This is a genomic window from Mesorhizobium sp. M1E.F.Ca.ET.041.01.1.1, from assembly GCF_003997355.1.
In the GTDB taxonomy this organism is placed as follows: Bacteria; Pseudomonadota; Alphaproteobacteria; order Rhizobiales; family Rhizobiaceae; genus Mesorhizobium.
Window position 1 is genome coordinate 1 of record NZ_RZSL01000291.1, and the last position, 7,698, is coordinate 7,698.

Genomic DNA, 7,698 nt, shown 5'->3' on the forward strand with positions numbered 1-7,698 from the left:
TGCCGTGAAAAGTGAACGGACTTGGGTTGTTGGCGGTGATGCGCAGCACGTCGGGCGCAACCGTGACCGCCTGGCCATAGGCCGGATCGAAGCGTGTGTCGAATTCAAGCGCCATGCCGGGCTCCGCTGCGACGCGGCAAAATGATTGCCGCCTGATACGGAAGCCAATATAGGAAAATTAAAGCCAGCAAATCAGCCAACACGGGGAAGACCATGGCAACTGCAACCACGATGCGTCCGCTTGTTTCTCTCGCTCTGCCCGACCAGGGCGCTGCGCGGCTGGCGGCGCAGCTCTTTCTGGCGCTTGCCGGAACCCTCCTGCTGACGCTCTCGGCCAAGACCAAGGTCGTTCTCGGCCCGGTTGACATCTCGTTGCAGACGCTTGCCGTCCTGCTAATCGCCGCCGCCTTCGGCATGCGCCTTGCCGTCGCGACGCTCATTCTTTACCTCGCCGAAGGCGCGTTTGGTTTGCCCGTTTTCCAGGGCACGCCTGAAAAGGGCGTCGGCATCGCCTATATGCTGGGCTCCACCGGCGGCTATCTAGCCGGCTTCGTGGTGATGGCCGCGATCGCCGGCTGGGCTGCCGATCGCGGCTGGGACCGCCATCCGTTCAAGCTCTTCGTCGCCATGCTTACCGCCGAGGTGGTCATGATGGCGATGGGTTTCGCCTGGCTGGCGGCCCTGATCGGGCCGGAAAAGTCGTGGCAGTTCGGCGTCATGCCGTTTATCGCAGGCGACCTGATCAAGGTGGCTTTAGCCGCCAGCCTGGTGCCGGCCGTCTGGGCGTTGCTGCCAAAGCGGCCCTGAGAAATCCGTTTGAACAGAGCCAAAAAAGCCGGCGCTCACCCGCCGGCTCTTTTTTGTTAGGACGGTGTCGACACTTCGGTGTCTGCTATCCGACCGAACCCGGCGCGGCGGCTGTGCGCTGGTTCAGGCGGAGATTGACAAGCCACTGGGGCGCGTTGTTCGATGCTCCACGCCATCACGCTGTCGCAGGTTATGTAACCTGATGTCGGTTTGCCTGACTTGCGCCGAGTTCGGAAAGGATGGCAGAGGGTGACTTTGAAGTTTGGTACCAGTGGACTGCGCGGCCTCGTCAGCGAGCTTCGAGGACCGCCGGCATTCACCTACACGGCCGCGTTCGTGCGCTTGCTCCAGGGACGGGGCTCGTTGAAAGCAGGCTCGAAGGTTTATGTGGGACGCGATCTCCGCACTTCCAGTCCCGAGATCGCGAAGCTTGTTCATGCGGCGATCGCCGAGGCCGGCCTGATGCCGGTCGATTGCGGAGCGTTGCCTACGCCCGCACTCGCGCTTTACGCCTACGGCGAGAATGCACCGGCGATAATGGTCACCGGCAGCCACATTCCAGACGACAGAAACGGGCTCAAATTCTACCGGGCGGATGGCGAGATCGACAAGCGCGATGAGGGCGACATTGTCGAAATCCAGGCGGGCATCAAGGACACGGTCCCGTCGCTGCCGCCGGTTGAACCGGCGCGGTTGGGCACCGAGCCGTCCCGCCGCTATGCCGAAAGGTTTCTTGGTTTCTTCGAGAAGGGCAGCCTTTCCGGTCTGCGCGTCGGCGTCTACCAGCATTCGTCCGTGGCGAGAGACATCATCGTCGACATTCTTCGCGGGCTTGGGGCCGAAACGATCCCTCTGGGCAGGGCCGAACATTTCATTCCAGTCGATACCGAAGCGCTCAGGCGGGAGGATGTGGCGCTTCTCAAGGCCTGGGCGGCGGCAGAGCGGTTCGATGCGATCGTGTCCACCGATGGCGATGGCGACAGGCCGCTCGTGGCGGATAACAGCGGCATTTTCGTGCGCGGCGATCTGGTAGGCGCGATCACCGCGCATTTCCTGGGCGCCGACTGCGTCGTCACACCGGTCAGTTCCAATTCAGCTTTGGAACGTTGCGGGTATTTCGCAAGGGTCCTTCGCACGCGCGTGGGCTCGCCCTACGTCATTGAAGGTATCGGCACGGCTCTCGCCGAGGGCGCAAGATGTGTCGTGGGGTTCGAGGCCAATGGCGGCGTACTCCTGGGTTCGGCTGTCGAGAAGGATGGGCGCACCCTCCCGGCCTTGCTGACCAGGGATTCGCTATTGCCAATCCTTTGCGCGCTTTCAGCGATTGCGAGCACCGGCCGACCGCTCGCCGAGATCGCGGCCGGCTTTCGCTTTCTTGTCGGGGCAAGCGGTCGGCTTGAAGGAGTGCCGACCGAGAACAGCGCGTCCTTTCTCGGCAGATTGGCAGCCGATGCACCCTATGCCGACAGGATCTTCGCGGTTCTCGGGGGCGTCGCGAATATCGACAACCATGATGGTGTGCGTATCACCGCCCGCAACGGAGAAGTTGTGCACTTCCGCGCGTCAGGCAATGCACCCGAATTGCGTTGCTATGTCGAAGCAAAAGCGGAAACCCGCGCGGACGAATTGCTCGGCTGGGGCCTCGCTCTCGGCCGAACTCAAATCTTGGAAAGTTGAAGTTTGATCAACATCGTTCCTGTCATCATAAGCGGCGGCGTCGGCTCCCGGCTCTGGCCGATTTCGCGCGCGTTGCATCCGAAGCCCTTTATCCCGCTGCCGGAGGGTGGGACGCTCATTCGCAAGACCTACGCCCGCGCCGTGGATATCGAAGGCGTCGATCATGTTGTGACGGTCACCAACCGCGACCTGTTGTTTCTCACGGCCGATGAACATGCGGAGGTGACCGCCCCAGGCGTGAAGAACACGTTCCTGCTGGAGCCGTTCGGCCGCGATACCGCGGCCGCGGTTGCGCTCGCGGCACTGCATGTCGCGCGCGAGACCCTGGACGCCATTCTCGTCGTGCTCCCCGCGGATCATCTGATATTGGATCAGGCCGGCTTCCGCGCGAGCGTGGCGAGGGCGGCGACGCTTGCGGCTTCAGGCCAGATCGTCACGTTCGGGGTGAAGCCCGATCGCCCTGAAACAGGCTTTGGCTATATCGAGGTCGAGGGCGACAGGGTCCTTCGGTTCGTGGAAAAGCCGAATGCGGCGACAGCCGCCCAATTTATCGCCAGCGGCCGTTTCTTCTGGAACTCGGGCATTTTCTGTTTCGCGGCCCGCTCGATGATCGAAGCCATGCAGGACCTTTGTCCGGACGTCTTGTCCAGTGCGCGCGCGGCCCTCGACAAAGGCAGGACCAGCGACGCCATGGATCGGCTCACCGTCGAGGTGGACAGGGATAGCTTCGCGGCCGTTCCCGCCGTTTCCATCGACTATGCAGTGATGGAGAAGGCAAGGAACGTGGGGTTCGTGCCTTGCGGTTTCGATTGGTCGGACATCGGCTCATGGACCGTGCTGTCGGAGCTTGTTTCGGCCGACGACAAGGGCAACCGGGCCACCGGCGAAGCAATTCTGCACGATGCGGCGAACTGCTACGTGCACAGCGAAGACCGGTTGGTTGGCGTTGTCGGCGTTTCGGATCTTTTGATCGTGGACACGCCGGATGCGCTTCTGGTCGCCCACAAGGACAAGGCGCAGGAGGTGAAGGACCTCTACAACCGCCTCAAGGCGGATGGGCACGAGACGGCGACAGTGCATCGCACCGTACATCGCCCGTGGGGCACCTATACCGTCCTGGAGGAGGGGCATCGCTTCAAAATCAAGAGGATCGAGGTCAAGCCGAACGCCCGCCTCAGTCTTCAGGCACATCATCACCGTTCCGAGCACTGGGTTGTGGTGAGCGGAACCGCGAAGGTCGTCAATGGCGAGAGCGAAATCCTGCTCACGACCAACCAGTCGACTTACATCCCCTGCGGCCACAAGCATCGCCTGGAAAATCCGGGTATTCTTCCGCTCGTCATGATCGAAGTGCAAAGCGGGGAATATCTCGGCGAAGATGACATTGTACGCTTCGACGACGTTTATGCTCGGGCCTGATTGCTGACTGGGCCCGCAGGGCCGAGAAATCATCTGATATATTCAGATATATAGAGAGCATTGATGACAAAGACAGCATTGATAACCGGCATCACCGGGCAGGACGGCGCCTATCTGGCGGAGCTCCTGCTCGCCAAGGGTTACGAGGTCCACGGGCTTGCACGGCGCTCGAGCACCGCCGACGTCAACACCACGCGCCTGAAATGGCTGGGCATCGAGAAGGACGTCCGGATCGTCGACGGAAATCTGACGGACCTGTCCGGCCTGGCGCGCACGATGCGCGACATAAGGCCGGACGAAGTCTACAACCTTGCCGCTCAATCCTTCGTCAAGTCCTCATGGCAGCAGCCGATCCTGACGGGCAACGTCACCGGCATGGGCGTGACCAACGTGCTCGAGGCGCTGCGCCTGGAAATCCCCGGTGCGCGTTTCTATCAGGCCTCGTCGTCGGAAATGTACGGTCTTATCCGGGAGCCGATGCAGTCGGAGGCCACGCCCTTCTACCCGCGCTCCCCTTATGCGGTCGCGAAGCTCTATGGCCACTGGATCACCGTCAATTATCGCGAGAGCTTCGGCCTGCATGCATCGAGCGGCATCCTGTTCAATCACGAATCGCCGCTTCGCGGTATCGAGTTCGTGACCCGCAAGGTCACCGACGCGGTCGCGCGCATCAAGAGAGGCATGGCCACGGAATTGCGGCTCGGCAACATCGATGCCAAGCGCGACTGGGGCCATTCGAGGGATTATGTCCGCGCCATGTGGCTGATGTTGCAGCAGGACCAGCCGGACAACTATGTCGTCGCCACCGGCAGGACGACGACCGTGCGTGACATGTGCCGGATTGCGTTCGAGCATGTGGGGCTGAAGATGGACGACCACCTTGTGATCGATCCCGATCTGTTCAGGCCGGCGGAAGTCGAAGTGCTGCTGGGAAATCCGGCCAAAGCCAAGGCCAAGCTAGGATGGGAGGCGGCGATCTCGTTGGAAGAGATGATCCGCGAAATGGTCGATGCCGACCTCGAACGTCATGCCAACCCGCCGAGACGCTGGTGATAGGAAAGGCCTTTTTGCCAACATGATCGGTACGTTGAAGCATCGCATCCTGGTAACCGGAGCCAGCGGGTTTGTCGGCACGGCCTTGTTGCAGTTGCTGGAGCGGGAGCATGCTGGCTGCGAGGTGTTCGTGCTCGGTCACGGCGAAGGGCGGCGAAACCCGATCGATCTGCGGGACCGGGAGGCGGTCGATGACGCCGTCCGCGAAATCCAACCCACAGCGCTTGTCCATTTGGCTGCGGTCGCCGCGCCTTCCGATGCACGCAACGAGCCGCGGCATGCCTGGGACGTCAATGTGACGGGCACGATGAATCTGGCCGAATCCGTGATGCGCCATGCTCCGAAGGCCAGGTTCGTCTATGTTGGCAGTTCGGAAGTTTACGGGGCCTCTTTCCAGAGCGCGACTGGTCCTGTGACGGAAAACACGCCGCTCCGGCCGGTGAACGTCTACGGTGCCACCAAAGCCGCCGCAGACCTTATGATCGGGCAAATGTCCTACGATGGCCTGCGTGCCATTCGCTTTCGCCCGTTCAATCACACTGGCCCTGGCCAGTCCGACACCTATGTGGTCTCCGATTTCGCACGTCAGGTCGCCGAAATCCTATCGGGCAAGCGCGAGCCAGTCATTCATGTCGGAAATCTGGACGCCAAGCGCGACTTTCTCGACGTTCGCGACGTCGTGCATGCCTATGCGACCGCCGCGATCCAGGCCTCTGAGACCGGACCTGACTGCGTCTATAACATCGCGTCCGGACGACCTGATAGAATTCGAGTTATCCTGGATGCGCTCATTGCACAGTCGGGCATCGACATCGAAGTGCGTGCGGACCCGGAAAGGTTTCGACCGAACGAGATACCCGTCGCCTGCGGTGATGCATCAAAGGCACGCGAAAGGCTGAACTGGGCACCTTTGGTGCCCTTCGAGCAAACAATAGCCGACGTTTTAGGATATTGGCGTCGGATATGCAGCGGATGATAGCAACAGCGTCGAAATCAAAACCGACAATTGACAAGCCAGGGCATGAAACCTAAGCACGGGCAACTTGACGTCGAGGCGGGGGCCGCGGTAGTTCAAGGAGAGCTTGTTGAAAGGAATTGTCCTTGCGGGCGGCAGCGGAACACGTCTCTATCCGCTAACATTAGCTGTATCTAAGCAAATCCTGCCGATCTACGACAAGCCGATGATCTATTACCCGCTGAGCGTGCTGATGCTCGCGGGAATCCGCCAGATCCTGGTCATTTCGACTCCGCGCGACTTGCCCGTCTTCCGGGAGTTGCTGGGCGATGGTTCCGAATTCGGGCTGGAGCTCTCCTATGCCGAGCAGCCGCAGCCCAACGGCCTCGCCGAGGCTTTCATCATCGGCCGCGACTTCATCGGCAAGGACAATGTGTCGATGATTCTCGGCGACAACATCTATTTCGGCGAAGGCCTGTCGCAGCTCTGTCGCACCGCGGCGGTATGTGAAAGCGGCGCCTCGGTATTCGCCTACCATGTCGACGATCCGGAGCGTTACGGCGTGGTCTCGTTCGACAAGGCCACCGGCAGGGCTTTGACGATCGAGGAGAAGCCTCAGAAGCCGAAGTCGAACTGGGCCGTCACTGGTCTCTATTTCTACGACAACGACGTCGTCGATATCGCCTCGACGATCCGTCCCTCGGCGCGCGGCGAGCTCGAGATCACAGCGGTCAACAACGTCTATCTCGAACGCGGGCAATTGCAGGTGCATCAGCTTGGCCGCGGCTATGCCTGGCTCGACACCGGCACGCATGACAGCCTGCATGAAGCGGCCTCCTTCGTGCGCACGATCGAGCATCGCCAGGGCATCAAGGTCGCCTGCCCGGAGGAGATCGCGTTAGAGCAGGGCTGGCTCGGCGCCGAAAAGGTTCTGGAACGCGCGGCGCGCCTGGGCAAGAATGAGTATGCTGCCTATCTGCGCAAGCGCGTTGCCGATCTGACGGAGGAACGAGGTGCTTGAGGTCAGGCCGCTCGGCCTCGACGGCGTGCTGGAGATCGTGCCGAAGCGGCACGGCGACGCACGCGGTTCTTTCAGCGAGACCTGGAATGCCGCGCGTTTCGCCGAGGCCGGCATCGATCTCGTCTTCGTGCAGGACAACCATTCCTACTCAGCCGCGGCCGGCGTGCTGCGCGGCCTGCACTACCAGCTTGCGCCGCGCGCCCAGGACAAGCTGCTGCGCGTTATCCGGGGCGGCGTGTTCGATGTAGCGGTAGACATCCGCCGCTCCTCGCCGAGTTTCGGCAAATGGGTGGCGCTGGAGGTGTCAGCTGAGAAGGGCAACCAGATCCTAGTGCCGAAGGGGTTCGCGCACGGCTTCGTCACGCTCGTGCCGGATACCGAGGTGCTGTATAAGGTGACCGACACCTACTCGCCCGAGCATGACCGGTCGATCCGTTTCGACGATCCGACAATCGGCATTGAATGGCCGGCGGTTGCGGGCGGCTTCCAGCTTTCGGACAAGGATCGCAAGGCGCCATTGCTTGGCATGGCCGAGGTGTTTGCATGAGGAGAGACGGCGGCATGAATTTCCTGATCACTGGTGGTGCCGGCTTCATCGGCTCTGCCGTCTGCCGGCATCTGTGCGCCAACCCGGCCTACCGCGTCACCAATCTCGATAAGCTCACCTATGCCGGCAACCTCGCTTCGCTCAGGCCGATCGAGAACGCGCACAACTACCGTTTCGAGCAGGCCGACATCTGCGACGAGCGGGCGGTGCTGGAGATAC

8 protein-coding genes and 1 pseudogene are annotated in these 7,698 nt (G+C 61.5%); 8 read left to right on the top strand and 1 reads right to left on the bottom strand.

Annotated elements, in window-relative coordinates:
* Positions 1-115, bottom strand: a pseudogene (locus EOA38_RS40490) (MBL fold metallo-hydrolase); the annotation flags it as partial.
* A 98-nt stretch (positions 116-213) separates the two neighbouring features.
* On the opposite strand from EOA38_RS40490, the gene EOA38_RS21740 reads away from it, so the two are divergent.
* The 8 genes from EOA38_RS21740 to EOA38_RS21775 all read left to right on the top strand — a co-directional run.
* Positions 214-807 (top strand): biotin transporter BioY, encoded by a 594-nt coding sequence (locus tag EOA38_RS21740; RefSeq protein WP_127300208.1) that lies wholly within the window; start codon positions 214-216, stop codon positions 805-807.
* A 219-nt stretch (positions 808-1,026) separates the two neighbouring features.
* A complete protein-coding gene (locus tag EOA38_RS21745) occupies positions 1,027-2,484 on the top strand; it encodes a phosphomannomutase (RefSeq protein WP_245468513.1) in 1,458 nt (485 codons plus the stop codon).
* 6 nt (positions 2,485-2,490) lie between these two features.
* The gene (locus EOA38_RS21750) at positions 2,491-3,903 is read left to right on the top strand and encodes a mannose-1-phosphate guanylyltransferase/mannose-6-phosphate isomerase (protein WP_127300212.1); all 1,413 of its coding nucleotides are present in this window, start codon (positions 2,491-2,493) and stop codon (positions 3,901-3,903) included.
* A gap of 63 nt (positions 3,904-3,966) precedes the next feature.
* Positions 3,967-4,956 carry a GDP-mannose 4,6-dehydratase gene (gene gmd, locus EOA38_RS21755; protein WP_127221530.1) on the top strand — a complete coding sequence of 330 codons (990 nt, stop codon included), beginning with the start codon at positions 3,967-3,969 and terminating at the stop codon, positions 4,954-4,956.
* Positions 4,913-5,932 carry a GDP-mannose 4,6-dehydratase gene (locus tag EOA38_RS21760; RefSeq protein ID WP_245480893.1) on the top strand — a complete coding sequence of 340 codons (1,020 nt, stop codon included), beginning with the start codon at positions 4,913-4,915 and terminating at the stop codon, positions 5,930-5,932. The genes gmd and EOA38_RS21760 overlap by 44 nt, the downstream gene beginning before the upstream one ends.
* A 109-nt stretch (positions 5,933-6,041) precedes the next feature.
* Entirely contained in the window at positions 6,042-6,932 is an 891-nt protein-coding gene (gene rfbA / locus EOA38_RS21765) for a glucose-1-phosphate thymidylyltransferase RfbA (protein ID WP_127300209.1), read from the top strand.
* Entirely contained in the window at positions 6,925-7,479 is a 555-nt protein-coding gene (gene rfbC / locus EOA38_RS21770; protein WP_127300210.1) for a dTDP-4-dehydrorhamnose 3,5-epimerase, read from the top strand. The genes rfbA and rfbC overlap by 8 nt, the downstream gene beginning before the upstream one ends.
* A gap of 14 nt (positions 7,480-7,493) precedes the next feature.
* Positions 7,494-7,698: NAD-dependent epimerase/dehydratase family protein (locus EOA38_RS21775; protein WP_127300211.1), on the top strand; the 205-nt coding region annotated here is incomplete at its 3' end.